23 protein-coding genes are annotated in these 26,045 nt (G+C 70.1%); 19 read left to right on the forward strand and 4 right to left on the reverse strand.

Annotated elements, in window-relative coordinates:
- The first annotated feature begins 13 nt into the window (after positions 1-13).
- Positions 14-3,121 carry a hypothetical protein gene (locus GTZ93_RS31300; RefSeq protein WP_139915502.1) on the forward strand — a complete coding sequence of 1,036 codons (3,108 nt, stop codon included), beginning with the start codon at positions 14-16 and terminating at the stop codon, positions 3,119-3,121.
- Here the strand turns inward: GTZ93_RS31300 and GTZ93_RS31305 are convergent.
- Complete coding sequence (locus GTZ93_RS31305; protein WP_139915501.1) at positions 3,105-4,460, reverse strand: response regulator; 1,356 nt, start codon at positions 4,458-4,460, stop codon at positions 3,105-3,107. The two genes, GTZ93_RS31300 and GTZ93_RS31305, sit on opposite strands and share 17 nt — an antisense overlap.
- A gap of 27 nt (positions 4,461-4,487) precedes the next feature.
- Between GTZ93_RS31305 and GTZ93_RS31310 the strand changes: the two genes are divergently transcribed.
- Together GTZ93_RS31310 and GTZ93_RS31315 are read left to right on the forward strand one after the other, a co-directional pair.
- Positions 4,488-4,877 carry a VOC family protein gene (locus GTZ93_RS31310; RefSeq protein ID WP_121760309.1) on the forward strand — a complete coding sequence of 130 codons (390 nt, stop codon included), beginning with the start codon at positions 4,488-4,490 and terminating at the stop codon, positions 4,875-4,877.
- Between the two features lie 59 nt (positions 4,878-4,936).
- Positions 4,937-6,517, forward strand: a complete 1,581-nt coding sequence (locus GTZ93_RS31315) for a GspE/PulE/PilB domain-containing protein (protein ID WP_139915504.1) — start codon at positions 4,937-4,939, stop codon at positions 6,515-6,517.
- A 1-nt stretch (position 6,518) separates the two neighbouring features.
- On the opposite strand, the gene GTZ93_RS31320 is transcribed toward GTZ93_RS31315, so the two are convergent.
- Positions 6,519-7,478 (reverse strand): alpha/beta fold hydrolase, encoded by a 960-nt coding sequence (locus GTZ93_RS31320; RefSeq protein ID WP_139915500.1) that lies wholly within the window; start codon positions 7,476-7,478, stop codon positions 6,519-6,521.
- A gap of 514 nt (positions 7,479-7,992) precedes the next feature.
- Between GTZ93_RS31320 and GTZ93_RS31325 the strand changes: the two genes are divergently transcribed.
- Complete coding sequence (locus tag GTZ93_RS31325; RefSeq protein ID WP_139915499.1) at positions 7,993-8,823, forward strand: hypothetical protein; 831 nt, start codon at positions 7,993-7,995, stop codon at positions 8,821-8,823.
- Here the strand turns inward: GTZ93_RS31325 and GTZ93_RS31330 are convergent.
- Positions 8,816-9,739: a serine protease gene (locus GTZ93_RS31330; protein ID WP_139915498.1), complete on the reverse strand. Its 924-nt coding sequence runs from the start codon at positions 9,737-9,739 to the stop codon at positions 8,816-8,818. The two genes, GTZ93_RS31325 and GTZ93_RS31330, sit on opposite strands and share 8 nt — an antisense overlap.
- Before the next feature lie 421 nt (positions 9,740-10,160).
- Between GTZ93_RS31330 and GTZ93_RS31335 the strand changes: the two genes are divergently transcribed.
- From GTZ93_RS31335 to GTZ93_RS31405, 15 genes are all read left to right on the forward strand, one after another.
- Positions 10,161-11,162 carry an isopenicillin N synthase family oxygenase gene (locus GTZ93_RS31335; protein WP_139915497.1) on the forward strand — a complete coding sequence of 334 codons (1,002 nt, stop codon included), beginning with the start codon at positions 10,161-10,163 and terminating at the stop codon, positions 11,160-11,162.
- Positions 11,155-11,886 carry a PIG-L deacetylase family protein gene (locus GTZ93_RS31340; RefSeq protein ID WP_121753201.1) on the forward strand — a complete coding sequence of 244 codons (732 nt, stop codon included), beginning with the start codon at positions 11,155-11,157 and terminating at the stop codon, positions 11,884-11,886. Before GTZ93_RS31335 ends, GTZ93_RS31340 begins: the two co-directional genes overlap by 8 nt.
- Positions 11,883-13,796 (forward strand): glycosyltransferase family protein, encoded by a 1,914-nt coding sequence (locus GTZ93_RS31345; RefSeq protein ID WP_139915496.1) that lies wholly within the window; start codon positions 11,883-11,885, stop codon positions 13,794-13,796. Before GTZ93_RS31340 ends, GTZ93_RS31345 begins: the two co-directional genes overlap by 4 nt.
- A gap of 38 nt (positions 13,797-13,834) precedes the next feature.
- Positions 13,835-14,938 (forward strand): class I SAM-dependent methyltransferase, encoded by a 1,104-nt coding sequence (locus GTZ93_RS31350; protein WP_139915495.1) that lies wholly within the window; start codon positions 13,835-13,837, stop codon positions 14,936-14,938.
- A gap of 171 nt (positions 14,939-15,109) precedes the next feature.
- Positions 15,110-15,790, forward strand: a complete 681-nt coding sequence (locus tag GTZ93_RS31355) for a thioredoxin domain-containing protein (protein WP_139915494.1) — start codon at positions 15,110-15,112, stop codon at positions 15,788-15,790.
- Complete coding sequence (locus GTZ93_RS31360) at positions 15,790-17,289, forward strand: methyl-accepting chemotaxis protein (RefSeq protein WP_139915493.1); 1,500 nt, start codon at positions 15,790-15,792, stop codon at positions 17,287-17,289. Before GTZ93_RS31355 ends, GTZ93_RS31360 begins: the two co-directional genes overlap by 1 nt.
- Positions 17,290-17,331: 42 nt before the next feature.
- Complete coding sequence (locus tag GTZ93_RS31365) at positions 17,332-18,543, forward strand: proprotein convertase P-domain-containing protein (protein WP_139915492.1); 1,212 nt, start codon at positions 17,332-17,334, stop codon at positions 18,541-18,543.
- 98 nt (positions 18,544-18,641) lie between these two features.
- Positions 18,642-19,073 (forward strand): MauE/DoxX family redox-associated membrane protein, encoded by a 432-nt coding sequence (locus GTZ93_RS31370; RefSeq protein ID WP_139915491.1) that lies wholly within the window; start codon positions 18,642-18,644, stop codon positions 19,071-19,073.
- 334 nt (positions 19,074-19,407) lie between these two features.
- Complete coding sequence (locus GTZ93_RS31375) at positions 19,408-20,931, forward strand: hypothetical protein (RefSeq protein ID WP_139915490.1); 1,524 nt, start codon at positions 19,408-19,410, stop codon at positions 20,929-20,931.
- A 162-nt stretch (positions 20,932-21,093) separates the two neighbouring features.
- On the forward strand, positions 21,094-21,447 hold the full coding sequence (locus GTZ93_RS31380; protein ID WP_161663166.1) for a hypothetical protein: 354 nt from the start codon (positions 21,094-21,096) through the stop codon (positions 21,445-21,447).
- Between the two features lie 4 nt (positions 21,448-21,451).
- Positions 21,452-22,066: a fimbrial protein gene (locus tag GTZ93_RS31385; protein ID WP_161663167.1), complete on the forward strand. Its 615-nt coding sequence runs from the start codon at positions 21,452-21,454 to the stop codon at positions 22,064-22,066.
- Between the two features lie 89 nt (positions 22,067-22,155).
- Positions 22,156-23,265 carry a tetratricopeptide repeat protein gene (locus tag GTZ93_RS31390; RefSeq protein WP_139915487.1) on the forward strand — a complete coding sequence of 370 codons (1,110 nt, stop codon included), beginning with the start codon at positions 22,156-22,158 and terminating at the stop codon, positions 23,263-23,265.
- A gap of 75 nt (positions 23,266-23,340) precedes the next feature.
- On the forward strand, positions 23,341-23,967 hold the full coding sequence (locus tag GTZ93_RS31395) for an SRPBCC family protein (protein ID WP_120594446.1): 627 nt from the start codon (positions 23,341-23,343) through the stop codon (positions 23,965-23,967).
- Positions 23,967-24,296, forward strand: a complete 330-nt coding sequence (locus GTZ93_RS31400) for an ArsR/SmtB family transcription factor (protein ID WP_014396181.1) — start codon at positions 23,967-23,969, stop codon at positions 24,294-24,296. Before GTZ93_RS31395 ends, GTZ93_RS31400 begins: the two co-directional genes overlap by 1 nt.
- A 107-nt stretch (positions 24,297-24,403) precedes the next feature.
- The gene (locus GTZ93_RS31405) at positions 24,404-24,919 is read left to right on the forward strand and encodes an OmpA family protein (RefSeq protein ID WP_126933813.1); all 516 of its coding nucleotides are present in this window, start codon (positions 24,404-24,406) and stop codon (positions 24,917-24,919) included.
- Between the two features lie 50 nt (positions 24,920-24,969).
- Here the strand turns inward: GTZ93_RS31405 and GTZ93_RS31410 are convergent, their stop codons facing one another.
- Positions 24,970-25,995, reverse strand: coding sequence for a methyltransferase (locus tag GTZ93_RS31410; protein WP_139915486.1), 1,026 nt, complete (start codon positions 25,993-25,995; stop codon positions 24,970-24,972).
- Positions 25,996-26,045: the final 50 nt, after the last annotated feature.

Raw genomic sequence — 26,045 nt, forward strand, 5'->3', positions numbered from 1 at the left:
GCCGGGCAGAGGGATGACGAACGTGCGATTCGGGTGGCTCATCCTGGGACTGGGGTTGTGCGCGGGCGTCGCCCAGGCGCGCTGGAGGAACGTCGCGACCCAGAGCTATCCGAAGGACGTGACCGTCTTCCGGCCCGGCTTCTTCGCCGTGGCGACCGATACGCAGTTGTACGTGTCGCGGGATGGCGTCGTGACGACCCTCAACGTCGGCACGGCGGGCAGCTTCCTGCGCGGGTCCAACTGCGTGGTGGGCATCCGCATGGACGGGACGCTCCAGAGCGTGGCCGGTTGCTCGCCCGCGGATGACGGCAAGCGTCTGTTCCCTGACGACGGCAACGACTACGAGGTAAAGGCCGCGCGCGTCACAGCTGATGGGGGCGTGGGGTATGCCGTCGCCGCCGAAGGTCCCTTGCTGACACCGCGGTTTCGGACCTCGCTCCTCCCGAAAGAGGGAACGGCCGAGTGGGGCACCCTGACGACCCCGCCGACGGACCTGAGCGCCCAGCCGCATCTCGCGGTGCTGCCCCCTCAGTCGGATGGGCAACCCCAGGCGCTGTTCTCCGTCTCCGCGAACAAGGCGAACTTCCTCTGGTACCGGGGCACGGGCGCGGTGTCCTATATCGCCACGGGCATCGCCGCTCCGAACTCGGCCCATGGCGTCGCCCTTCTGCCGGGCTCGACGGCGGAGCAGCCGCTCGCGTTCTTCGGCAACGACTTGGGTCTGTTCCGAGGCACGCTTGGCGGCTCCACCTATCCGTTCGAACCCATCCTGCTGGCGCCTGGGTCGGTCGACGCGCTCGCGCTCGACGTGACGAGCGGCTCCAGCGCGGGGACGGGCTTCGGGCTGCTGCTCATCAAGCAGAAGTCAGACGGCAATGTGGTGGCGTACAGCGCGGAGCCTGTGGTTCCCCCCGAGCGTCCAGGCACGCTCTGGCGCCGGAATACGGACTTCCCCATGGGCATCACCCAGACCGCGGTGCAACTGGCCTGCGCGGATGCGTCCTACTGCGTCGCCATTCTCTACGGCTCCGCGCAGAACGTCCTCATCTACGAGAACTTGAGCCCGCCCAACGTGAGCGAGCTTCCTGACACCATCTTCGTGGACGAGGGCAAGACCGAGAACGTGGAGCTCAAGCTGCGTGACCCGGATGGGGATGCCGTGCGGCTGTCTGCCACCGTGCGAGCGGGCAGTCCCATCCGCGTCGTTCAGGGGCCGCTCGACTCGCACGAGGACAGCGGGCTCAAGCTGACGCTCACCGCGCCCACGGGCATCTGCAAGACCGAGACGTCCTGGCTGGACGTGGTGGCCTCCGACGGTCTGGGGGCGCACGACACGCCGAAGGATGTGAAGCTGGTGGTGAACCACACCGTCAAGCCTGGAGCCCCCCAGGTGACCGTCGACGCGGTGGATGGCAACGACTTCTTCGCGGGAGGGCCTTCCGGCACCTTCACCGCCACGCGAGGCATCACCGGCTGCGCGCCCGTCAAGTACACGTGGACGGTGCCTCCCGGGGCACCCGGGCTCGTGACGAATGCGGGCGTGGCCACGTTCACGCCCCCTTCCACCCGGGAGGACCGCTGCAAGCCGGACACGGCCAACTTCACCTACGCGGTGACGGCGAATGACGGAACCTGGGACTCCCCGCCCTCGACCGTCACGGTGCGGCTCCACCCATGGGGCCCCCCTGAGGTCCCGTTTACCGCCCCCTCGCGTGAAGTCTTCACCAAAACGGCTTTGCTTCCCCAGGCGACCCACGTGTGCGGAGGCTCTCCCGGAACGCCAGGACTGCCGCCGGTGTCGACGTTCTGGTCGGTCCTGGAGAAGCCCTCGGGCGCGACGGTGACGGCCGTCCAGGGGAACGACCGGCGTCCCGTGGACCTGGAACCCGTCGAGGGCAACTCCGTGCTGCTTGACGGGGCGACGTGCGTGGAGGCCCTGAAGCTGAAGCTGCGTGCCTTCAACCGCATCACCGTGGAGGGCTTCGTCCTCGACAGCCCCACGGCCGCCGTGGAGGTCACGGTGAAGCCGCGCTGGGTGCCCGTGGAATCGGTGAAGACGCTGGTGAAACTGGAGCCGGCGGAGGAGCGCATGCTGCGCGGCCACGTGACGACGGATCAGCCACTCAACTGCACGGGCATGCGTCTCCTTGCCACGGTGGTGACGCTGGAGGACCGGGACGACCCCAAGAAGGTGTTCGACACGTGGACGGCCACCGGAGGCGGAGGCGACTTCGCGCTGGACCTGCCCCCTACGTGCGGCAGCGCCAACTACACCGTGCGCGCGCGCGTGCATGAGACCCTGCCCGATGGCGGCGTCATGGCGCCGGAGGCGACGACGGAATTCCTCCGGTCGGCGCGCGAGGTGGTGCTGGGCGAGCTGAGCGGTGAGCTCATCGCCACCTGCGGCGAGGGCGCCCGGGGCACGCTGCGCCAGACGATTCCGGAGGGGGCCTGCTCGGCGGTGAAACTGAAGTGGGACCCTGCCGGAGGACCGGAGCTGGCGCCGCCCGTCACCCAGGATGACTCGGCGTCGCTGGCCACGGTGGACACGCAGCTGGAGTCCCTGGTGGGCGAGTTCGTCACCCTGAAGGTGTCGGCCGAGGGCGAGGGCGCCAGCGGGGCGGAGCGCGAGCACGCGGTGCGCATTGGCGCGCGGCCCTTCGTGACGGTGGAGCGGCGCACGGAGACGGGGGAGGGCATCAACTCCGGCCAGGTGGGCGTCACGGTGACGCTGCGCAACGACACTGCCTGTGACGTGAGCTCCATCCGCTACCAGGAGACCGTCACCGGCGCGCAGGTGGTGCCCCAGAGCGTGACGTTGAATGGCCGGCCGGTGACGCCGGCGGACGCGTCCGCGCAGCACTTCGCGGTGGAGCCGGTGCCGCTGCCCGCGGGCTCGACCGCGACGCTCACGTACGTGGTGCGCACGGCGCTCCTGGATCCGCCGAAGTACTCGGGCACTGCGTCGCTGCGCGAGGTCGTCGTGTCGCACACGGAGCCTCCGCCTCCCTCCACGTCGGGCTGCGGCTGCTCCGGCGGAGGCTCGGGAGTGACGGCGTTCGGGCTGGGCGCGCTGGCGTGGGCCGCGCGGCGCCGGCGGGGCGTCAGAGCCCGAAGCTGATGCGCTGGCGGCGGTTGGGCGTCTGCTGACGCTCCTCCAGCACGCCGGACAGCTCCAGGCCGCGCAGGGTGGCCAGGGCCTCGCGCTCGGACAGGTCCGTGAGGGCGAGCAGGTCCTCCACCGTCTTCGTGCCGTCCGCGAACGCGAGCAGCATCGCCTGGGGCCCCGCCAGCTTCAGCTCGTGCAGGCCGTAGGGCGGATCCGCCGTGGGGAACAGGCGGCGCCCGGGCGCCATGCGCTGGCGCAGCGCCACCAGCGTCTCCGTGCGCGTGACGCCTTCGAGGATGAGGTCCCCGGGGAAGAGCGACAGCGGCACCAGGTCCGCGCGCTGCGGCCTCATGGGGCTGAAGCCGTAGCCACCCTCCGTCCACGCGAAGGTGGACCAGAGGATGTCCTTCACCTGCTCCTCCAGCAGCTGACGGCGCTGCTTGGGGCTCAGCAGGCCGCGCTTGAGCAGGGCGTCGCCGGTGCGCAGCGAGTGCTCGCGCGCGTAGCCCGCGGCCTCCGCGAGCTGCGCCTCCGTGAGCGCGCCCTTGCGCAAGCAGAACCGGCCGAAGCGCTCCGGGGCCAGGTTGGAGGCGGCGTACACCACGCGGCCCGCCTCGAAGTAGACGACCTTGAGCACCGTGCCCTGGCGCAGCTTCAGCTCGCCGTGGTGGCGCGCTTCGTAATAGGCGTTGAGCAGGCGCGGCACCGACGTGTGCGCCAGGTCTCCGCCGAGCGACCACTCCGGCAACTGACGCCGCTGACGCACGGGCGCGGGCGCGGCCTCCGTCCACACGGCGCCACGCTGCGCGAAGGGCAGGGGCAGGGCCTCCGACACGTCGGCGGGCGCTTCCGAGGGCGCGGGTTCGTTGGACTCGGACGGGGAGAGGACGGACTCGAGCGCGGGCTCATCCTCCGCGGGCGTCTCCTGGACCAGCTCCTCCAGGACGAGCAGGTCCACCTCATCGAGCAGCTCCCCGTGCGTCACGGGCGGCACGCCCGCGGCCTCCTCCAGCGCGTTGATCACGCCGTCCAGTTCGAAGGGCTTCTCGAAGAAGGCGCAGGCGCCGTGGACCTGCGTGGCTTCCCGGGCGAAGCGGTCGCCCTTGTACACACCGCTGACGGCGATGGCGGGGATGGCGTGCGCGCGCAGGGCTCCCAGCACCTCGCTGCCGCGGATGTCCGGCAGCAGCAGGTCCACCAGCGCGGCGTCGAAGCGCGAGTGGGGACCCAGGGCCTCCAGCGCGGATTCACCCGTGAAGACGGTGACCGCCTCATGGCCTCGGGTCTCCGCGACCGTGGCGATGAGGGAGGCGAGTTCCTGGTTGTCCTCCACGATGAGCAGTCGCGCCATGGGCCGGCAGACCCTACCATCAACCCCATGAAGGACGTTCAGGGCTTCCACCACGTGGCGATTCAAGCGAAGGACGTGGAGCGCGTGACGGCGTTCTATCGCGACCTGCTGGGCTTTCCGGAACTGAAGCGCCACCTGCGGGAGGACGGCACCCTGCGGAGCGTCTGGGTAGGCGTCCCAGGGGGCGCCTTCCTGGCCATCGAGGCGGTGGACGGGACGCCGGAGGTGGAGCCGTTCCGCCATCCGGCGCCGGGGCTGCTGATGCTCGTGTTCCGGATTGCCCGCGAGGCACGGGGTGGGGTGGTGGAGACCTTGGCCCGCGCGGGCGTGCCGCTGGAGCACGAGACGCGCTGGACGCTCTACGTGCGGGACCCGGAGGGCAACCGGGTGGGGCTGAGCCACCATCCAGACGACTAGGGGCGAGTGCCCGGCCGGGTGCTTGCGGAGGGTGACGGGGCATGGCTACAAGCGGCCCCATGCGCCTGGGTGAATTGCTCGTGAAGGACGGCCTCGTGTCGGCGGCGGGGCTGGAGGAGGCGCTGGAGTCCCAGGTGGTCCACGGCGGCCGGCTGGGGACGAACCTGGTGGAGCTGGGCCTCCTGTCCGAGCAGGACCTGTCCAAGGCGCTGGGTCGGCTTCACAACTGCGCCTACGCGTCCGGGGAGATGGTGCCCGACCCGAAGGCCGTGGCGCTGGTGAACCCCAACGATGCGGACGACAAGGAGTACCTGCCCATGCGGGCGGACGCGACGCGGTTGAGCGTCGCGGTGCTGAACCCGCATGACTTCACGACGTTGGACGCCATCGCGTTCAAGACGGGCAAGCGCGTGGTGCCGGTGGTCATCCCCGAGTTCCGGATGAACCAGCTGCTCCGTCGGCACGCGAAGGCGTTCCGGCAGCTGCGGGCCATCGACATGAACGCCGTCCGCCCGAGGCCCGCGAAGGGCGCGGCGGCGGCGGAGCTGGCGAAGGCGGCGGAGCGGCCGCCGGACCTGATGAGCGAGGAGGAGTTCCAGTCCGTCTACGCGCAGGCGCTGCGCGGTGGCTCGGATGCGGAAGCGGACGTGCTGGAGGGGGAGATCATCATCACCGGCGAGGAGGTGGTGGAGTCGCCCGTGGCCACGCCGCCCCAGGGCCGGCCCGCGATGCCGGCGCAGCCGCGTCCCGGAGCGGCCGTGCCGCCGCGAGTGGACATCCCCGCGCACGTCGCTCCGTCCGTCCCGGCGCAGGGAGTACCCGCGCAGATGGCCCGTGCCGCCGCGAGTCCGGCGGGGCAGGGCGCGGCGAAGCAGGGAGTGCCCGCGCACGTCGCGGGGCAGCCCGGAGCAGCGCAAGGCGTTCCTGCCCATCTCGCGGGTCAGCCTGGAGCGCAGGGCGTCCCAGCCCAGGCTGCGGCGCAGGTGCGTGGCGGGCCGGGAGCCGCCGGTGTCCCCGCGCATGTGGCTGCCCAGGCGGGTGCGCAGGGCGTCCCCGCGCACGTCGCGGCCCAGGCCAGTGCGACGGGCGCGATGCCGCCGGGCGCCGCCGCGAGCCCACCCGTGGCCGCGAAGCCGGTGGCTCCCCCTCCCACGCCGCTCACGTTCCCGGAGGCCCAGGCGGAGCTTGCGCGCAGCTCGGACCGCGAGGACGTGGCCCGCACGGTGCTCCGCTTCGCGATGGGCAAGTGGCGCCGGTGCCTGCTGCTGTCCGTGCAGGGCAACCTCGTCACCGGCTGGCACGGCATGGGGCAGGGCGTGAGCGACGAAGGCGTCCGTCGCATCGGCGTGCCGCTGCGAGACCAGAGCACCTTCCGCCTCGTGCGCGACCTGCGCTCCCACTACGTCGGTCCAGTGAAGCGCGACGCGGCGATGGGCATGTTCTACCAACTGCTCGGCGGCGGGTTCCCCACCACGGCGGTCATCCTGCCGCTGCTCGTGCGCGGCAAGGTGGTCCACCTGCTCTACGTGGACAACGGAGCGGAGCAGTTCACCCCGCCGGACGTGGGCGAGCTGCTCATCCTCTCCCAGGGCGTGGGCCGTTCGTACGAAGCGATGATGCGGCGTCGCAAGAGCGCGTAGCTCAATCGCCGCCGGTGGACCGTTCAGCTGTGTGCGCCAGCACGGGCATCGCATCCGGGCGGTCCCACAGGACGAAGTGGCTGCACCCGTCCAGCTCCACCACGTCGAGCCCCGGCTTCGCGCGCCCGGCGCTCTCGCGCATGGACGCGGACTCCAGCACCCGGTCCTTCCCCGGAACGAGCACCGTGCCGCGCCGCAGGTTGCCGAACAGGGACGCATCGCGCGCCTGGCTCCAGGCTTCGATGTCCCGCAGGTTGGCCATCATCGTCGCCACCCGCTTCGGGTTGAACGGGAAGGCCATGATGAGCTCGCGCTTGCGAGCATTCTCCAGCGGCCCCCATGCGCCCCGGTTGTGCCGCGCGATGGGCGCGAGCCGCCACAGCGGGATGAGGAACGGCAGCAGCCAGAGCTGCGAGGGCGTCAGGCTCCGGTAGGGGCGGGCCTGCGGGAGCACGGGCGCCTCCAGCACGACCTCCACCCGTTCGAAGAGGTCCGGCCGCAGCTTCGCGGCCTCCAGGACCACGGCGCCTCCGCGCGAATGCCCGTGGACGCGCACGACGTCCGTCCGGGGCAGGTGCTCCAGGGCCTGCACCAGCACCGCGGCGTCATGGGAGATGGTGCCCTCCGGTTCGGCAGGCACCTTGGCCCAGGGGGCGGGTTCCTCGCGAGGGTCGGTGATGGGCAGGTGGTAGTCGCAGCTCGTCAGCAGGATGAGCTGAAGGTCGGGCTCGCGGTAGTGGTGCGTGAAGTAGCGCATGTCCGCCACGAAGCCGTGCATGACGATGACCGTGGCGCGGGGCTGCTCGCAGCGCCGTTCGGCGATGACGGCCTTGCCCACCCGGTAGACATGTCCGTCGAAGGGCTCACTACCGCGGGGTGTGCCCACCCGGTGCATCAACCACCAGCGCGCGGTGGGCACCAGCACGGCGATACCAGCGAGGACTCCAAGAGCGACGGACATGCGTTCACCCACGGCAGGAAGGGCCCGTGACACGGCGCGCATCATAAGGACAGGACTCAGCGTTTCACGAGCAGGACCGGGTCGCGTGCGCCAGGCGCGGACGGCGCGTACCCTTGCCCAGGAGGGCTTGGAGCGCGTCAGGCCCCTTCGAGGCGGTGCGTCCCCAGCGCGCACTCGCGATGTGGAGCTTGCGATGAACGACGAGCCGGAAGCGCGCCTGACCTGTCCCCGCTGCGGAGGGAGCTTCGGGGATTCCACCCGTGAGCGTGGCATCGTCTTCACCCCCTGTCTTCGGTGTGACCAGGCCATGGCGGCTGCCTGCTGTGCGCCCATCCCTGGGACGGCGTCTGGGTGGCGCGTCCAGATTCTCTGGCGCGGGCCCGAACTGACGCTGAAAGAGGCGGCCTCCCTGCGGCAGATCCTCCCCGTCCACGCGAAGGAGTCGATTCAGGAGGTGCGCGACCAATATCGAGGTCTGCCGGGGTGGACGGGGCGGAGACTCTCGCACCCGGAGATGCTCGAGCTCAGTGCGGCGGCGGAGGCCTGTGGGTTCAAGGTGATTGTGGAGGAGGAGGACAAGCACGTTCCCCGGCTGCACCTGCCTCCGCATCCCGCGACGTTCCATGGCGTCGAGCTAAGCCCCTCGTTCTTCGAGAAGGGCGCGCTCGCCACGATCTTCCGCGAAGCCCACGGCACCCTGGTGATTGCCAGCGAGAGCCTGCCCCTCCCGGAGTGTGTCCCCATTCCCCAGGAGCGAGGACGCCAGTTCCTCGATGAAGTCGCGAGCCTGGATCCGTTGGGGATGACCGACTCGGACGTCATCGGGATGGATGGAATCAGCCTCTATTTCCGCCTCCGTCATTCAGGCGAAGAGCGCGGCTTCGTCGCGTGGAGCCCGGGCACCCACCATGCGCCCCGGCATCATGCCCTGGTCCTGGCGCTCTTTCGGCTCGCGACCGAGCTGGCTCGAGAGGCCGGCAGCATCACGTTTCTGGAAGGCATCCACGGCTACCTGGATGCGGGGCTCCCCGTGAAAGTGTTCGAGGAGACGCCGCGCCGAGTTCGTCTCTTCGGAAGGCTGTCGTCGTTGTCGTCCGAGGCCCTGGACTCGCTCTTCGCGGCGACTCCCCCAGAGACACCGCTGTTGATGGATCTGACGGGCTTCGAGGGAATGGGGACGCTGCTCTATCCGCGCTTCGCCCGGTTTCACCAGCGTCCCGGGGGGACGGTGTGGTGGGTCAACCGCATCGCCGCTCGTCAGTTGAAGGAGGCGGGAATCCCCGAGGCGAGCCTCTACACGGACCTGGAGTTGGCGAAGGCAGCCCTTGCCGCGAGCCCTACCTGACGGCGCTGAGGCTCCGGATCTGCGTGTTGATCCACGGGATGTAGTTGGAGACGCGCGTGTAGATGCCGGGCAGCCCTGCCCGCGCGCAGCCCACCCCGAAGCTCACGATGCCCTGGAGCACGTAGCCTTGGGGTCCATTGACGACGAGCGGCCCGCCGCTGTCGCCCTGGCATGCGTCCCTGCCTCCTTGCGCATACCCAGCACCGAGCATGGCATTCTCGTCGATGACGATTCCTTGTGAGCTGTAGCTTTGGGCGACGCTCCGAGGATTGAGGACGGGGACTCCCACCTGCAGCAGGATGCTGGACGTGTCTTGGCCCCCCTCCCGTGTCAGGCCCCAGCCCGCGACCGTCGCCATCGTGTTGTCAGCGACGCGCTCCCCGGAGGCTGGGAGGCACACTGGGAAGCGCGCGCTGCCGCCCGCGAGCTGGGCCGCCGGGTTGGGGCGCATGCCCGAGGACTGGCCGCAAGCCCCGGCGGAGGTCGTGTCGAACTTGATGGGCTTGTCGAGCTTGAGGACGGCGATGTCGTTCATCGTCGTGTCTGGATTGTACTGGGGGTGGTAGACGGCCTTCGTCACCCGGGCTGTCACTTGCGTGGACGTGGGGTTGTACAGGTTATGCGCCCCTGCGACCGCCGTGACATTGGAGAGACCGTCATAGACGCAGTGGGCCGCGGTGAGGACGATGTCGCTCTCCTCCTTGTTGTCGCTCACCCGCACCAGGCTGCCCCCGCAGAAATGGCTGCCGTACTGCTGCAGGCTGACGATCCAGGGGTGGGAGTTCGGCCGGGCCTCGACGCCTCCCACGATCTCCTGCGCCGTGTGACCCACTGTCTCGTAGGGGGCCTGCTCGGCCTCCGGACCACCGCACCCGAGAAGACCGACCGCGACGACGACTCCGCTCATGAAGCGCATGCATTCTCCTGGAACAAGTGCGGAGGGAGACAGCAAGCGACGTGCCGCGCTCATGTGCCGTGGTTGTCCGGACGCGACGCGCACCTGGACGTGCGACGGAGCGTCGTCTTCGTCGCCGTGTGACGTGTCAGCGGAGGTGCATGACGCGTCAGCCGCGCCGGGCGGGGAACCGGCACGCGGCCGGAGCGAGTGATGATCAGACGTCTCGCATGCGGAGCCATGACAGGAATTGGGCGCGAGCCCTGGGGCCCCCGTTCACGGAGCGCGACCCTTGCATGCGTGAATGACGGCGCGTGCGTACCGGGCGACCTGGGAGGTGACTGGGTTTGAGAGGCATTGGACCCGGGTCCGGGTCCGGGTGGATCCACGCATGTCAGACGCCACCCGTAACCTGCGACACGTTCCAGCCTGAATCCCACCCATGACGACCCGACATCCCATGCCCGCCACCGCGCCACGGACACCGGCACCGTCCCTGCCACCCAGACCCTTCACCTCCGCGCGGGACGGCCTCGTGCGCCGCCAGCCCCAGCGCTTCGCGGGTATCCGGCCGCTCAAGCTGGAGGACTTCGTGTCCGGGACGCCGCGCCAGCGGGAGTCCTTCGCGCGGCGCCTGGTCACCCAGCTGTCGGAGCGCGGCTTCTTCTACCTGGAGCGCCCCAAGGCCTTCCTGGAGCGCCATGCCCTGGCGGGGCTGTTCGAGCGCTACGAGGCAACCTTCCAGCACGCGCTGCTGGCGCATCCGTACCTGCACGCGCTCCTACCCGCGGCGACGGTGTTCGAGACGGGCTACAACGCCACCTGGTACCCGGAGTCGCCGGTGGTGCGGCAGCCCATCGAGGCCTTCATGGCCAAGCCCGCGACGTGGACGGTCTTCCGCCGCCGCGTGGTGCCGGAGCCGGTGCGGGAGCTCCTGGAGGCCTCGGAGGACGCGTACGACGCCTGTCATGCCGTGGGCATCGTGCTGCTGGAGGCGCTGGAGCTGGGCTACGGCCTGCGCGCCGGGGGGCTCACGCGGCTGTTCCGCCGCCGCACGGAAGGGGCGGTGCGGTTCGTGAAGTACCACGCGCCCAGCACCGCGCGGCGCAGGCGGGAGGTGGTGGCGCACGCGTCGGAGCCGCACTCGGACAAGAGCTTCTTCACCTTCAACCTGGGCGAGTCCCGGCCGGGGCTGGTGTGGCTGGACGGGAACACGCCGCGCCTCATGCCCAACGACGAAGGGCACTGGCTCATCACCTCCGGCCGCTTCTCCGAAGGGCTGACGCGCGAGCTGGACGCGCCGGTGCGGGCCTTCCGGCACACGGTGCACAACGACGGTGAGCGCGTGGTCATCCTGGGCTTCGTGACGCCCGAGGGCGACCTGCACGACCTGCCGCTGGACGCGTGGCCCGCGCCGCCGCTCGCGGGAGGCGCCCGTGGCTGAGCGCGCGCGCAATGGAAGGAGCGAGGGGCCGGAGCACGTCTTCTTCTCCCCGCATCCGGACGACGTGGCGCTGGGGGCGTACGCGAGCCTGCTCGACGTGCCCCGGGGCATCGTGCCCACGCTCGTCACGGTCTTCTCCCAGAGCTGCTGGGAGTTCGTGCTGCCGGTGGACCCGTCGCGGGCCATGGCGGTGACGTCGCTGCGGATGGGCGAGGACCGGAGATTCGCCCGGGCGCACGGGTTGGACCTGGTGCACCTGGGCTTCCGCGACACCAGCCTGCGCGCGCCACCGGGCGGCCCCGTGGAGTCGGAGGAGGCGCGGTCGGCGCTGGCCTCGCGCGTGCTGCTGGCGCTGGACGAGGTGCTGGCGAGCGTGTCCCAGGACGCGGTCTGCTACGTACCGCTGGGCATCTCCAGCCACGCGGACCACTTGATGGTGCGCGACGCGGTGCGGGCCCTGCGCGGCGAGCGCAACGTCGTCTACTACGAGGACCTGCCGTACTCCGCGCACCACCCGGAGGATGAAATCGTCGACTACGCGTGGGCGCTCGGGCTGTCGCCCCGGTGCCTGGACGTGACGACGCTGTGGTCCGCGAAGCTGCGCGGGCTGTCCTTCTACGCGAGCCAGCTGGAGCCCCAGACGCTGCCCGCGGTGGAGTCGCACGCGCGGCGGCTGGGCGCGGGCCGGGGAATGGCCGAGCGCGTGTGGACGGTGGCGCCATGAGCACGCGGGAGCCCTGGGCGGAGGGGGAGATGCTGGTGCACCTCTCCTATGAGGCCACGCGCACGCTGGGCGGGATGGGCGTGGTGCTGGAGCACCTGCTGTCCGCGCCCGAGTACCGGCAGGCCTTCCCGCGCACGCTGCTGGTGAGCCCCACGGTGCGGCCGTGCGGCCTGGGGAGCTACGCGCCGGAGGAGTCGCTGGCGCGCGACCTGGAGACGCACGGCGAGGTGTTCTACAGCGGCCTGCGCCGGGACAACCCGGAGCGGTGGGCGCGCGTCTTCCGGCCGGTGGAGGAGCAGCACGACGTGTCGTTCGTCTACGGGCGGCGCGACGCTCCGGGCGGCCCGGTGGAGGTGCTGCTCGTGGACCTCACGGACGTGCTCCGGGGCTACCGGGTGAGGATGGGCACGCTGCCGAAGTTCCTCGCGCGGCTGCACACGCTGCTCGGGGTGGACCTCCCGTTCGACTGCCGGGGGCCGCGTCCGGCGGCGTGGCGGGGGCTGTCACGCGTGTGGCGAGAGCGCTTCGGCACGCGGCTGGGCGCGGCGCCCTGGGTCAACCGCCTGTTCCGCAAGGCGGTCCGGCACGGCCTCCTGGACGCGCCCGCGTTGGACCACGACGCGATGCTGGCCATCGTGCTCGCGGAGCCCGTCTTCGACGCGCTGGAGCGGCTGCGCCCGAAGGACGGGGCGGGGACCGTCATCCTGGCGCAGGAGCACCTGTCGCTGCCGCTCGCGTACAAGGCGCTGCTCGACGGGCGGCGCTGGTGCCGCACCGTGTACTACGCGGGCGAGGTGCGCACGCCCCGGGTGCTCGTGGAGTACGGCGAGGCAGGGCAGGGCGCGTCCGACGCGCGCTTCTACAACATCCAGCGGCTGGGGCTGGAGCAGGGGAAGACGCTGGACCAGGTGTACCCCGTGAGCACCTGGCCCAACTTTCAAATCCTGCGCAACGGCCACCTGTGTGACCGCGTGGGCGCGGTGAGCGCGTCCGTGGCGGACGAGCTGCGGTTCCTGGATGAACGCTATGCGCTCCAGCCGGTGACGGTGGTGCCCCACGGGCACCGGCCCATCGAGACGGGCTGGGACGCGAAGGAGGCCGCGCGCACGAAGGTGCTGGCCCATGCGCGCAAGGCGTGGGGGAAGGACTTCCGCCTGCTGCTCACGCACATCGCGCGGGACGAGGTCTGCAAGGGACTCTGGCGCGACGTGGACGTGTGCGAGCACCTGGCCACGTTGCTGCCACCGGAGCGCAAGCCCGCGCTGCTGATGATGGTGACGGAGTGGAACGAGGCGGAGCCGTCCGACAACCTGCGTGCCCTGAAGGCACGCGTGGACGCGTTCAACGCGAAGGACACGGGCCTGCACATCGCGCTGGTGAACCAGCCCACGTGGCCCGCGGGCCTGGACTTCACGCGGGACGACCTGCACCGCGCCACGGACGTGTCCCTGGGGCAGTCGCTGTATGAGTCCTATGGCCTGGCGCAGCTGGAGGCCCTGGGCTGCGGCGCCATCTGCGTCATCTCTGGAGCCAGCGGCGCCCGGCGTGCGCTGAAGGCGGTGTGCGAGCGGCAGGGGCTGTCGGAGGCCGCGCATCCGAACCTCGTGGTGTCGGACCCGGTGGCGGATGCTCGGGTCGCGGGCCTGGCGCACTCGATGGAGACCTGGAAGGCGCTGCCCGCCAGCGTCCTGCGGGATGAGGAGCTGCGCACCGCGGTGCGCGTGGCGGAGGAGGTGGTGCGGCGGCTTCCGCGTGACGCGCACGAAGGCCGCCTCCTGCTCGCGACGGGCTGGGCGCTGTCGGAGCGGCTGCACTGGGAGCCGCTCATCCGCGAGCAGCTGCTGCCGCTGCTCCGCTTCCCGAAGGAGGAGGCGCAGGACGTGTCCGACTGGAGCGCGGCCCATGGCTGAGCCCCTGGCGGAATCCCTTTCAATGTGGAGCGCGGAACATGGCTGAGAACGAGCAGGCCCCGGCGCTCATCGTCGTGGCACACCCGGAGGATGTGGTCCGGTTGTTCAGCACGGTGGCGCCGGGGGCGGACGTCGCGGTGGTGACGGAGGACGGGAGCGCGGGCCGGGAGCTGGAGGCCGTGGGCCGGGCCCTGGGCACGAGGAGCACGCACCTCCTGCTGTCCCCGTCGGAGGTGGGGCCATGGTGCCGCGAGCAGCGCTCCCGGGGCGACGTCCGCGTCTTCACGCACAGCCCGCAGGAGGACGCCCCGCTGCACCGCGAAGTGGCGCTGCTCGTCAGCCGCGTCTTCGAGCGACTGTGGGTCCCCGCCACGGGTGCCAGGCCCACCGCCTGCACGGTGCTGGACGACGCGGCCTTCCAGCGCAAGTTGGGCCTGCTCAACGCGCTCTACCGGGAGCGTCCGGACGGAGCCCGCGCGGGCGCCTGCACGGACCCCGTGCGAGACGGGCCCGGCATCGAGGCCTTCGCGGAGGTGCGGGCCGGAGACGTGGTGCGCGCCCTGTCCCTCACGAAGCCGGAGATCTTCTCCGAGCTCGCGGACCCCTGGGGCTTCGCCCAATCCACCTACGAGGGGGAACGCTTCGCCCTCACCGCGAAGGTGCTCGGGACGCTGCGCGACGCGGGCGCGCCCCGGCGCGTGGTGGACGTGGGCGCCTGCGAGGGGCTGATGACCGAGCACCTGCTGACGCTCTTCCCGGAGGCGAACGTCCGCGCCGTGGAGTCCGAGCCCCGCTTCGTCACGCGCCTGCGCGAGCGGCTGGGCAGCCACGCGCGCGTGCGCATCGTGGAGGCCAGCGCGGAGGACGTGGCGCTGGAGGCGGACCTGGTGCTGCTCGCGGAGGTGCTCTACTACCTGTCCGAGGACGCTGGCCACGACCTGTTGAACCGGCTGCGCGCGTCCCACCTGCTCACGTCCTATGGCGGAGGCTTCGGCGCCCAGGTGCACGCCGCGCTCGTCGCGCGCGGTTGGAGGTGCGTCCAGTCCGCGACGCTTCCGGGCCGCATCGAGCCGGTGGACGGCGCCGCGAGCCCGCTGCTCGTGCGCCGTGCAGGGACCGAAATCCGGCTCTGGGAACGGTGATAACAAGAATTCAGGGGTAGAAGTCCGGGCTTGCCCGCAAGGAAGGCGGGCTTCTCTCCCGGAAGAGGCTGACGACCGGGCTTGTCGTTATTCCCGGGTTGGGGAGTGTATGGACTTGGTTGCTTGAATACGCGTTGCCATTGGCACGGGAATTCTTCAGCATGACCATGCATGTCCGCCCCGGTTGTCTCGCAGGGCCCCGCGGATGCCCCGGCCCGGGCGTCCCATGACGAGGGCCTGAAACACAGTGCGCTCCGGCGCCGGGCGCTGCCGTGGTTGGTGGGTGGCTGGCTCGTGGCGAGCGTGTTGGGGCTGGGGCTCATGGGAGCGCGGGCGAATGTCGCGGGGCTCGCGGCCACGCCCCCTGTCCGGTTGCCGGAGCGCTTCACGCGGGCGCCGGGCATGTGGACGTTGCTCGTCTTCCTCCACCCGCGGTGCCCGTGTTCCCGCGCGACGCTGTCGGAGCTGGCGAAGCTCCTGGACCGGCACGGCGCGCGGCTCTCCACGCACGTGTTCGTCTGGGCGCCGCATGAAGCCCCGCCGGGCTTCGAGCGCTCGGAGCTGTGGACGCGCGCCGTGGCCCTGCCAGGGGTGGAGGTGGTGGCGGACGTGGACGGGCAGGTGGCGCGAGAGCTGGGCGCGCGCACCTCGGGACAGCTGGTCCTCTTCTCTCCGGACGGAGTGGAGCGCTTCGCCGGCGGCATCACCCCCTCGCGAGGCCACGAAGGTGACAGCGAGGGGGGCGGTGCCATCCGGGACCTCCTGGACTCGGAGGCCTCCAGCCCCGCCACCGCGCCTGTTTTTGGCTGTGCCCTCGAAACACCGCTCACGCCCGCGGGTGATGACACGTGATGAGAATCCAGCTGTCCGAATCGGTCGTGTCCGAGCGTGCGCGCCAGCTGTTCGATGCGCAGTGTCTGTCATTGGGCCGGCGGACGGACCGGACCTTCGTGGTCCTGATGGCGTTGCAGTGGCTGGGCGGCATCGCGGCGGCGGTGTACCTGTCGCCCCGGGCCTGGGAGGGGTTGCAGAGCACGGTCCACTCCCACGTGGTGGCCGCTGTGGGGCTGGGCCTGCTCCTGGGCGGCCTTCCGGTGGTGCTCGCGCTCACGCGGCCCGGCCTCGAGTCCACACGGCACGTCATCGCGGTGGGGCAGGCGCTGATGTCCGGGCTGCTCATCCACCTGATGGGCGGCCGCATCGAGACGCACTTCCACATCTTCGGCTCGCTGGCGCTGCTCTCCATCTACCGGGACTGGAAGGTGCTGCTCACCTTCAGCGGCGTGGTGACGGCGGACCACCTCCTGCGCGGCCTGCTCTGGCCGGAGTCCATCTTCGGCATGCACGCCCGCGAGTCCTGGCGGTGGATGGAGCACACCGCGTGGGTGGCGTTCGAGGACATCTTCCTCATCGCCTCCTGCGTGCAGGGCCGGCGCGACCTCCGGGAGTCCGCGCGGCGCGAGGCGCAGCTGGAGCTGTCCCGGACCGCGGTGGAGGAGCAGGTCGTCCGGCCGTTGATGGGATCCGCGGACGCGCTGCGCGACTCCGTGCGGACGCTGACGGAGTCCACCGGCGAGCAGCGCCACGAGCTCTCCCGCCAGGCCCGCGCGCTGGAGGAGACGCGGGTGACGGCGGAGGAGATCCGTCAGACGTCGCTGGTCGCCTCGGAGCAGGCGGCCCGGGTGCTGAATGCCACGCAGCAGGCCGGGGACGTGGGCGCGGCGGTGGAGGAGGCCATCGGCCGGAGCGTGGAGGGACTGGCGGACCTGCGCGCGCAGACGGAGGACCTCTCCGCGCGCATCCAGGAGCTCGCGGCGTACACCGAGCGGATCGCCGGCATCACCCGGACCGTGCAGGACCTGGCGGACCAGTCCAACGTGCTCGCCATCAACGCGGCCATCGAGGCGGCGAGGGCCGGAGAGGTGGGCCGGGGCTTCGCGGTGGTGGCGCGGGAGATCCGGGGCCTGGCCACCCAGTCCGTCACGGCCACGCAGCAGGTGCGCGGGGTGCTGGATGACACGCGCTCCCGAATCCAGGGGGTGGTGGACCTCACCCGCCAGGGTGGCGAGCGCATGGGCCGGGGCATCGAGACCATCCGCGCCTCTGGCGAACGGCTGGGCATGCTGTCCGGGCTGGTGAAGGGCAACGTGGACGCCGTCCGCCAGATTTCGGCGTCGGTGAGCCAGCAGTCGGCGGGCGTGGCACAAATCTTCACCGCCGTGTCGGACCTGACGGCGCTGATGCAGGCCTCGGTGGCCCGCGTGGAGGCCACCCACGCGGCGGCGGACCGCCTCCAGCAGGTCACCGACCAGGTCCACGGCGTCATCGCCCTGTATCAAGAGAGAACCTGAACGGTCACCGACACGCGGCCTTTCTTGGAGTACATGGACGCCATGAACTCCAGACTCCGTCGTTTTCTGTCGTTTTCCTCGGTTCCCCTCCTCCTGAGCTGCGGCGCTGCCGCGGTGTCGGACACGCCGGCCGAAGCGCTGGCGGTGCAGACGCAGGAGCTGGCCACGGGCACGCCCGCGGGCATCGGAGTGGTGATGTTCCTCAACGAGTACGCCCTGACCTTCAACGTGCTGGACACGCAGGTGCCGCTCAACGCGCTGGCGGCGCAGAGCATCATCAACTACCGCTTCGGGCCGGACGGCATCCCGCACACGGCGGATGACAAGCGCTTCGTCTCCATCGAGCAGGTGGACGCGCTGCCCCAGGTGGGGCCCGCGGCGCTGGCGGCGTTGGAGGCGTACGCCCGGGGCACGGGCCGGGTGGAGCTGCCCGTGGACGGCTGGGTGGGCACGTACCAGGGCGTGCCGTTCAACGTCGCGGAGGCGCGCCGGGTCCTGGCGGTGGTGAACACGCAGTCGCTGACGGCGCTGCAGTCCACGTACAACGTGCCCTCGGCGGCGGCGAACGCGATGGTGGCGGCGCGGCCCTTCTACGACATCCTGACGCTGGGCCGGCTGCCGGCCGTGAACACGGTGGCGCTCCAGAACCTCAAGGCGGCCACGCAGCTGGGCGAGGAAGGCGACCCGTGCACGGGCGCGGGGACGTGCGGGACGAACCTCCACTGCGAGGGCAAGCCGTATGACGCCTCCAGCCTCTACGGCCGCTGTGTGACGACGCTGGCCATCCCGGGCGACCACGAGTCGTGCTCGCGCTTCGTGCCGTGTCAGGAGGGGCTGGCGTGCCACGGCCTGGACTCGGGCGCGACGGAGGGCTGGTGCCGTCCGGCGTGGATGTCGGGCGAGTTCACGGCGTACGCGGACCTGACGCTGCAGGGCAACACGACGCCGCTGACGGCGACGCAGGCGGTGGTGGGCCTGGCGACGGTGCCGGAGGACATCACGGTGGAGCTGGACCTGGCGCACAACAACCCGTCCAAGCTGGTGCTCACGTTGGAGGATCCGGGCGGTGAGACGGCGCTCCTGTGGGACGGCCCCAACGAGGGCACGCCGCCCAAGCGCATCCCGGTGACGCGCGGCATTCCCCGCGACGGCACCATCAACGGCCTGTGGAAGCTGCACATCGTCAACCCGTCGGGCGTGGGTAACGGCAAGCTGCGCGAGTGGAAGCTGAAGCTCACCAGCCGCTGGGACTGACGCGCATCCTTCGAGTCCATCGAAGAATGATTTGACGCCCGCGAGCCTTGTCCTCGCGGGCGTTCAGAGGGACACGGGAAGCCTCTGGAGGTTTCCCGATGCCCGCGCCCTCGCAGCCTGTCGACAACGCACGCCTCGCGCACGCCCTGGCCCGGGTGGGCCTGGGGATGAACATCGCGCTCCACGGCCTCTTCCGCCTGCCGCAGCTCACGGCGTTCGCGGTGGGCATGCGCGACTCCTTCGACAAGAGCCCGCTGCCGCCCTCGTGGGTGTACGCGGTGAGCCTGGCCATCCCGGTGGCGGAGGCGGTGGTGGGACTCCTGCTGCTGGTGGGCGTGGAGGTGCGGCGGGTGCTCGTGGCGGGGACGCTGCTGATGATGTTGCTCATTGGAGGCGCCTGCTCCGCGCAGAACTGGAACGCGGCGAGCATCCAGATGACCTATCTGGGCTTCTACGTCGCCCTCCTCGCCGCCGTGCAATACGACCACCTCTCCGTGGATGCGTGGAGGCGGACCCGCGGCGCGGAGTAGGGCTGTGCTATCACTGAGAGTCCCTTCAGCCGGGAGCCTTTCGTGAAAGCACGTCTGTTGATGGTGTTCGCGTCGGTGTCGTTGGGATTGCTTGCCGCGTGCGGCAGAGTGGACATGGATTCCACGTCGCTGGCGCGGAGCGAATCCGCGCTCGGGTCAGAATGTCCCTGTGGTGGCGTGGGCCCGTGGAACTGTCTGGCAGCCTGACGTGCGGGGATTACCTCTGCGAGGCCCACGAGATGGGCTGGTGCTTGGACTGCGGCCCCATCTGCACGGGGCCGAACTGCCCGCAGGTGCCGCAGGATCCGTAGCCACGGGGGCAGGCCAAAGAACCATGCAACACATCCATCGTCGTAATGTGCCCGCTGCGGCCCTGTCGCTGGCGGGATTGCTGGCGTTCGCGGGTTGTGAGCCAGAGGCCCGCGAGCCCGCCGCGGTTCCTCGTGAGGCCCTCGCTGCCACCGCGGCTCCACTGGCCCTCGGACTTGGAGGCGACACCTCCTGCATCTGGGGAAGCCCGGACTGCAACCTGTGCAGCCCTGATGTGCCGCTGCGCTTCCAGGAGTTGAGGGATCACGGCGAGGTGCTCGGCTTCCAACCCGGGCCGTTCAACCTCAACGTGGCCTACCCGGGCAGCAATCACTGGCAAGGCATCCAGCGCCTGTCGACCCGCTCGGGACGCCTCCTCGTCCTGTCCAAGCGGGATGACGCCCCCGGGGGCAACGTGGGGCACCTGGTGCACATGGCCACCCGCAACGGGGAGGGTGGTCGCTTCCGCTCCAACCGGCTGAGCCCCTCCATCAAGAAGCCCGAGGATACCTCTCCGCCGGGCGCGGACGCCGCGGTGGCGGCGCTGCCGGTGCTGGACGGCTACCGCCACGGCGGCGGCATGCAGGCGGTGGGCAGCATCCTGGCGCTGCCCATGGAGCAGGGGCCCGGTCTGGGGCGCATCGCGCTCTATGATTACAACCCATCCCTGACGCCGAGCCCGTTTGCCTTTGTCCACGGTGAAACGGCGACCGCGGGCACGGCCTCGTTCACGAAGCTGTCGGACGGGCATTTCCTGCTCCTGCTCGGGCAGGTGGACGCGAACACGCTGGAGGTCTTCCGCTCCTCGGAGGCCGACCTCCACTCCGCGACCAACCAGTGGGTGCGCGTCGACACGTGGCGGAAGTCGGAGCTGCCGGACGGGCAGTGGGGCGCCTTCCAGAACCTCAACTTCGTGACGGACTGCAATGACTCACAGCTCTACCTGGTGGGCACCCGGCTGGGGGGCCTGCGCTGGGGCGCGGTGAGTGACGACTACGCGCACCTGTACCGGGTGCACCTGGACGGCCACATGCGCCTGGAGCACGTCGCCTCCAAGCACCTGTACTGCAGCAACGATGGCTCACGGCAGTGCAACCTGGACGCCGCCGCGGGTCTCTTCGTGGGGCCCGACCGCGGCCTCATCCTCTACGGCACCGAGCACGCGGATGACGGTCCCGGTTCGACGGTGAAGATGGTGGAGTTCCGCGGCATCTGGGCGGACTCCCGCTGCCGCACGGACATCTGGCACGCCTACGTCGACTTCTACGACGACTCGAACTTCAGCGACCGGGGCGTCATCTTCGACTTCGAGGACCAGGGCCTGAAGAACTGGGCGCGCTTCGACGACGTCGACAGGTTCAACGACAAGACCTCGTCGGTCCGCTGGTGCATTCCGCCGGGCTACCGGGTGCGGCTCTACGACGACTCGAATTACAAGGGCAGCTACAGGGACCTCGTGGGCGACGGCACGCTCCACGAAGCCAACCTGAACAGCAAGGCCTGGGGCTTCAACGACAAGGTGTCCTCCGCGCGCTGGCTGAATGAGTGACGCGGAGGGCGGCTGGCGGTGCGGTGCGGGGAGGTGTTATCGCAGGGGGTCATGCGATCTCGCCTCTCGCTGCTCGTCCCACTGCTGCTCTGCGCGTGTGCAAGCGGTCCGTCACCGCGCGCGGAGGAACCCGGCGAGGAGCGCCTGCCGCCAAGGAGCCCCATGAATCCGGATGCCCCGTCCCTCAAGCGTGGTGAGGCGCTGTTGCGCCATGGCACCGGCAGCGACGCGGTCCTGCCGGCCGAGCCGGTCCCCACTGCCCAGGAGCTCGGAGCCCTCGCGGGGTTCGGCCAGACCTGGACGTCGTGCTCGGCCCGAGCGTCGGTCTACCTGTTCGACAGCTACGGCGACGCGACCACGGCGGATGCGCGGCTGAGGAAACAGGTGCCCGAAGGGAAGCACGGCGCCGTGACGGTCAACGGAGACTGGCTGATATGGGCCACCGCCGATGCGACGGACGAGGCCGGCCGCGACGTCATCGAGCGGGTGGTCTCCGCCTTCGCGGGCGAGGAGTGAGGCCGTGAATCAGGACGCAGGGACCCGCACGGGTGAGGAGGGTCGCTCCCGCCGGAAGTGGGTCTTCATCGTCCTTGGCGTGATGGCCTGTTCGTGTCTGGGCGTGGTGGTTGTCAACACGGTCCGCAACTTCGTGCGCTTCGGACAGCGCTCCAAGGCAGCGGAGTGCAAGACGAACCTGAGGTACTGGTACGTGCTCCAGAAGCGCCACTACCAGGACACGAAGACCTACGAGCCGGTCTTCGCGAAGGTGGGCTTCGTGCTCGAGCGGGGCAACCGCTACGCGTACTTCGCGGGCCGGGGGCCGATGGAGATTCGCGACCATGAGCGAAGCGAGGTCCCTGACGGAGCGGTGTCCATCGGCGTGGACACCTTCCGGTTCACCTACCTGCGCCCCATCGACGTGGAGGCGCTGCATCCGTCGTTGAGGGCCCGGCTTGGTGTCTCCGGCACATGCCCCGATTGCAACATCACCCTGGCGTGCGCGGGGAACACTGACGAAGACGCGACCCTGGATGTCTGGATCATCTCCACCGGACCGTTGGATCTCCAGGACGTGGACGGAGAGGCCGCGGAGCCCGGCTTCCTCGTGCAGCTCGTGGACGACACGAAAGACTGATCATGTCCTAACCATGATGAAGGCATGTGGGGCGGGTGACGCGGAGCGAAGGGGCAGGCGTACGATGCTCACGCCCAGAAAGGCGGACCATGCATCGCCCCTTCTTCTTCCTGCTGCTGCCGCTCACCTTCGGCTGTGCCTCGACGCCCGCCACTCCTCGCGCCGCCGCGCCCGTGCAGGCGGCCCCCGCGGAGAAGAAGGGCCTGCTTTCGCTGCCGGAGATCCTCCAACGCATGGAGGCTTCGCCCGTGAAGTACGAGCTGGGCGAGAAGGACTCCCCGCCGGACGGATGGGCTGACACGCTCTGGCCCCAGCGGATACCTCCGCTGCCCTATGCGCGAGTCGTGAGGGAAGGGGGCTCGGCCACCCTCGCGCCGCCACACGAGACCCCCGAGTCAGAGCGACTGCTCGCGGAGGCCGAGCCGCACTTCAAGGACAACCGCTTCGACGAAGCCGCGAAGTTCTACGCGCGCGCCACCGACGCCTGTCCGACGTGCGCGAACGCCTGGATCTTCCGAGGCGACGCGGCGCTCTTCGCCGCCAGGCCAGAGGAGGCGCTCGGCTACTACCGCAAGGCCGCCGAGCTCAACCCCGATGACTATCGCGGGCACTTCTTCATGGGGCACGCGTTGTCGCGGCTGGGGCGGCGTGCCGAGGCCCGCGAGGCCTTCGCCTCCGCGCTGGTACTCAACCCGCGCCTGCCCACGCTGCGCACGCTGCTCAAGAAGTATCCCGGGTTCGGGCTCGTCATCACGCCAGACGTGGTGGTGCCGCGCGGCATGGCCGAGCGAACGGAGACCGGCGTGGCGGCGAGGTACGACGGTCACTACGGCACCGCGTGGCTCGCGTTCGCGGCGTGCAAGGCGATGTGGCTGGGGGAGCCATCGCATCGCAAGGAGATGACGGGCAGCGACAGTGACACCCAGTTCACCTCCACCGAGGAGCTCGAGTGCCTGAGCGCCGCGCTCACGGGCTACGAGGTCGCGAAGGAACAGAAGGACGCGGACACGGACACGACGATTCCAGACAAGGGCCTGGAGCGCCTGGAGCGCATCGTCGAGGCCGGGATGGTCGACATGCTCGTGCTCTTCGAGCTCGCCTCGCGCGTCCATCCGCAAGCGACGTTGACGATGAGCGAAGACGCGCGCCAGCGGCTGCGCGCCTACATCCTCGAGTTCGTCCTGCTGGAGCGCGGCTGAAGCCCTGGAGTCATATTAGAATTGACTAATATGAGTGTGGACTGTAGTGACTCCGTGAACGGAGGAGGTCCACACATGCTTCACCAGCTCATTGGCGCCCAGTTCCGCACCTGCGTCGAACGTGACTACGAAGGCAAGCCGGCCCACGTGGTCGTCGCGCAGCGCGTGTACCCCACGAACATCGAGGACCTGTGGGACGCGGTCACCAACGCCGAGCGCATCCCTCGTTGGTTCGCGCCCGTCGAGGGCCAGCTGCAGAAGGGCGGCCGCTATCAGATCAAGGGGAACGCGGGAGGCACCATCACCCGGTGTGACAAGCCCTCGGCGTTCGACCTGACCTGGGAGATGAACGGCGGGATGAGCTGGGTGACCATCCGCTTGGCGCCGGAAGGGAAGGGCACGCGGCTGACGCTCGAGCACATCGTGCACTCTGCGGACGTGGAGCAGTTCTGGAGCCAGTTCGGCCCTGGCGCCACGGGCGTGGGCTGGGATTTGAGCTTCCTGGGCCTGGGCATGTACCTGGAGACGGGCAAGGACGTGGCCGCGGAGGCCGCCGCGTCGTGGGGGACGTCCGACGAGGCGAAGACCTTCATGCGCGCGAGCGCCCAGGCCTGGGCCGACGCACACGTGGCGGGCGGAGAGGCGCCGGACGTGGCACGCGGGATGGCCGAGCGCACGGCCGCGTTCTATACAGGGGGCTGATGCACGCCTTCGACGTCCTCGGCGATCCGGTCCGCCGCCGCATCCTGGAGCTGCTCGCGGAAGGCGAGCACGCTTCGGGCGAGGTCGTGGACGTGATCCAGCGTGAGTTCGGCATCACGCAGTCCGCTGTCTCGCAGCACCTGAAGGTCCTGCGGGACAACGGCTTCGCGACGGTGCGGGTGGATGGCGCCCGGCGTCTGTACGCCGTGGACGCCGCGCCGCTGGCGGAGGTGGACGCCTGGTTGGACCGCTTCCGTGCGTTCTGGACGCCGAAGCTGGACGCCCTGGCTACAGAAGTCGCGCGGGGAAAGAAAAAGAGGGGCGAGTAGGCGGCAGGCGCCCCCACGGCCCACGCCGTGTCACTGGACGCGGCGCGCTGCCCTCGGCAGCGTCTGGCTCCGGCTCCCTTCCCCCTGGAGCCCAAGGAGTCCCAAGGATGAAGCTCAAGGCGCTCTGCATCGCCGTATCGCTGCTGGCCGTCCCGGGCGTGGCCACCGCGCAAGGCGCGCTGGATTCGCTCAAGAAGGCCGCGGGCGACGCCGGCAAGTCCACCGTGGAGAAGCGCGTCAACACGAAGCTCACGGACGAGGGCCGCAAGAACCAGTGCAGCTTCAAGACGGGCACCGCCGAGTTGGCCCCCGGCTGCGACGCGAAGCTCAAGAAGCTCACCAACGCCCTCGTGGACGCGAAGAAGCAGCTCGTGGCCGCCGGTGTCAAAAGCTACAAGTTCGAGGTCTCCGGTCACACCGACTCGACGGGTGACGCCGCGAAGAACAAGGCGCTCAGCGAGCAGCGCGCGGAGGCCATCGTCAAGGAGCTCGTCGCGCGAGGCATCCCCCGCGGCGAAATCACCGCCGTGGGCTTCGGCTCTGAGCGCATGCTGGTGAAGCCGGACAACACCGAGGCGAAGAAGGCGCAGAACCGCCGCTACGAGCTCCAGGTCCGGCTGTAATCCGTCTCACGGTGTGACAGAGGGCGGCGGTCGTGGCGCCGCCCCCTCACTCAGGCCTTCACCACATCGAGGATGCTGGTCCCGCTCTGGGTGGGGATGAGGCGCTGGACCTTCCAGCCGGTCGCGCTGAGCAGTGCCTGGAACTCGTTGTAGGTGCGCTCGCGCCCGTTGGCGACCACCAGCATGTTGAGGTCCATCAGGTGGATGATGTCGGGCGTCCGGTTGTCCGGAATCACCATCTCCACCACGAAGAGCCGGGACGAGGAGGGAGCGGCCTCATGGAGCCGGCGCAGGAGGGTGGAGCAGGCGTCATCCTCCCAGTCGTGGAGGATGTGCTTGAGCAGGTAGGCCTCGGCTGCCGGAATGCCGGGCTCGAAGAAGTTCCCGGTCACCACGTCCACCCGGCTGGCGATGCCCCGGGACTCCAGGACGGGCTTCGCGCTTTCGGCGACCTGGGGCAGCTCGAAGAGGATGCCCCGGCAGGAGGGATGGGCGCGCAGCACCTGCGCCAGGAGGTCTCCGTGGCTGCCTCCAATGTCCGCCACGCGGGCGAAGGGGGAGAAGTCGACGTGCCGGGCCACCTGGCTGGCGACCATCTCGGACCAGTCCCCCATGGACCGGGCGAAGTGCTCCGCCTCGTCGGGGTTCTTGGCGAAGTGGGCCCAGATGTCGGAGCCCAGCGCGGCCTCGATGGGAGACTTCCCGGTGCGAATCGCCTCGGGGAGGCGCCCCCAGGGCAGCCAATGCGACGGGCTGGCCTGGATGATGGCCAGCTCCCTCAGTGAGCCCGGGACGTTCGAGCACAGCCCCTCGCCCATCGGCGTCAGGGCGAAGGTCCGCTCGGCGAAGGCCACGAAGATGCCCGTGGCGAGGCCGGCGCGCATCAGCCGGAACAAGGCGTCTGGGTGGACGCCCAGCTGGGTCGCCAGCGAATCACTGTCGCGGGCCCCTTCCTCGAGCAGGTCCGCGATTCCCAGGCGGGCCACGGTGCCAATGACCTGGGTGCGCCAGTAGCTGGTGATGGCCAGGTGGAGCTGCTGCGTGGGGGACGGACTCTCGCCAGGCATGTTTTCCATGGCGCGAGTCTAACGCCGGGATTCCCGGAGTAGGCTCTTTCCGTGGAAGG

This window comes from Corallococcus exiguus (genome assembly GCF_009909105.1).
GTDB classification, from domain to species: Bacteria; Myxococcota; Myxococcia; order Myxococcales; family Myxococcaceae; genus Corallococcus; species Corallococcus exiguus.

Bases quoted from the DNA above. Each gene is read 5' to 3' on its own strand.
- GTZ93_RS31300 (WP_139915502.1), top strand. From the start codon at position 14: ATGACGAACGTGCGATTCGGGTGGCTCATCCTGGGACTGGGGTTGTGC.
- GTZ93_RS31305 (WP_139915501.1), bottom strand. From the start codon at position 4,460: ATGGCGCGACTGCTCATCGTGGAGGACAACCAGGAACTCGCCTCCCTC.
- GTZ93_RS31310 (WP_121760309.1), top strand. From the start codon at position 4,488: ATGAAGGACGTTCAGGGCTTCCACCACGTGGCGATTCAAGCGAAGGAC.
- GTZ93_RS31315 (WP_139915504.1), top strand. From the start codon at position 4,937: ATGCGCCTGGGTGAATTGCTCGTGAAGGACGGCCTCGTGTCGGCGGCG.
- GTZ93_RS31320 (WP_139915500.1), bottom strand. From the start codon at position 7,478: ATGTCCGTCGCTCTTGGAGTCCTCGCTGGTATCGCCGTGCTGGTGCCC.
- GTZ93_RS31325 (WP_139915499.1), top strand. From the start codon at position 7,993: ATGCTCGAGCTCAGTGCGGCGGCGGAGGCCTGTGGGTTCAAGGTGATT.
- GTZ93_RS31330 (WP_139915498.1), bottom strand. From the start codon at position 9,739: ATGCGCTTCATGAGCGGAGTCGTCGTCGCGGTCGGTCTTCTCGGGTGC.
- GTZ93_RS31335 (WP_139915497.1), top strand. From the start codon at position 10,161: ATGACGACCCGACATCCCATGCCCGCCACCGCGCCACGGACACCGGCA.
- GTZ93_RS31345 (WP_139915496.1), top strand. From the start codon at position 11,883: ATGAGCACGCGGGAGCCCTGGGCGGAGGGGGAGATGCTGGTGCACCTC.
- GTZ93_RS31350 (WP_139915495.1), top strand. From the start codon at position 13,835: ATGGCTGAGAACGAGCAGGCCCCGGCGCTCATCGTCGTGGCACACCCG.
- GTZ93_RS31355 (WP_139915494.1), top strand. From the start codon at position 15,110: ATGTCCGCCCCGGTTGTCTCGCAGGGCCCCGCGGATGCCCCGGCCCGG.
- GTZ93_RS31360 (WP_139915493.1), top strand. From the start codon at position 15,790: ATGAGAATCCAGCTGTCCGAATCGGTCGTGTCCGAGCGTGCGCGCCAG.
- GTZ93_RS31365 (WP_139915492.1), top strand. From the start codon at position 17,332: ATGAACTCCAGACTCCGTCGTTTTCTGTCGTTTTCCTCGGTTCCCCTC.
- GTZ93_RS31370 (WP_139915491.1), top strand. From the start codon at position 18,642: ATGCCCGCGCCCTCGCAGCCTGTCGACAACGCACGCCTCGCGCACGCC.
- GTZ93_RS31375 (WP_139915490.1), top strand. From the start codon at position 19,408: ATGCAACACATCCATCGTCGTAATGTGCCCGCTGCGGCCCTGTCGCTG.
- GTZ93_RS31380 (WP_161663166.1), top strand. From the start codon at position 21,094: ATGAATCCGGATGCCCCGTCCCTCAAGCGTGGTGAGGCGCTGTTGCGC.
- GTZ93_RS31390 (WP_139915487.1), top strand. From the start codon at position 22,156: ATGCATCGCCCCTTCTTCTTCCTGCTGCTGCCGCTCACCTTCGGCTGT.
- GTZ93_RS31395 (WP_120594446.1), top strand. From the start codon at position 23,341: ATGCTTCACCAGCTCATTGGCGCCCAGTTCCGCACCTGCGTCGAACGT.
- GTZ93_RS31400 (WP_014396181.1), top strand. From the start codon at position 23,967: ATGCACGCCTTCGACGTCCTCGGCGATCCGGTCCGCCGCCGCATCCTG.
- GTZ93_RS31405 (WP_126933813.1), top strand. From the start codon at position 24,404: ATGAAGCTCAAGGCGCTCTGCATCGCCGTATCGCTGCTGGCCGTCCCG.
- GTZ93_RS31410 (WP_139915486.1), bottom strand. From the start codon at position 25,995: ATGGAAAACATGCCTGGCGAGAGTCCGTCCCCCACGCAGCAGCTCCAC.